This window comes from Vibrio sp. 10N.222.46.A1 (assembly GCF_041473595.1).
Taxonomy (GTDB): Bacteria; Pseudomonadota; Gammaproteobacteria; order Enterobacterales; family Vibrionaceae; genus Vibrio; species Vibrio tasmaniensis_A.
In genome coordinates this window covers 1-379 of the sequence record NZ_JBFRSN010001842.1, presented here as the reverse complement: position 1 = coordinate 379, position 379 = coordinate 1, and the positions used below count along the sequence as shown (strand labels likewise).

The 379-nt window shown below is 48.3% G+C and carries 1 pseudogene; it reads right to left on the bottom strand.

Going from position 1 to position 379, the window contains the following annotated elements:
- Positions 1 to 379 (bottom strand): annotated as a pseudogene (locus tag AB4496_RS29570) (F0F1 ATP synthase subunit beta); the annotation flags it as partial.

Sequence of the window (379 nt, the reverse complement as noted above, 5' to 3'; positions counted from 1 at the left end):
TGCGATGTTGTTGATAAGCTCCATCATGTTGACAGTCTTACCTACGCCAGCACCACCGAACAGACCAATTTTACCGCCCTTAGCGAACGGACAGATAAGGTCGATAACCTTAACGCCGGTCTCAAGAAGTTCAGTGCTGTTTGCTTGTTCTTCATAAGAGGGTGCTTCACGGTGAATTTCGTAGCTTTCTTTTTGACCGATTTCACCGCATTCATCGATAGGCTGGCCAAGAACGTTCATGATACGGCCTAAGGTTTCTTCGCCCACAGGAACAGTGATTGGAGAACCGGTGTTTTCAACAGTTAGGCCTCGGCGCAAGCCATCTGACGTACCCATTGCAATACAACGAACGATACTGCCACCCAGTTGTTGCTGAACT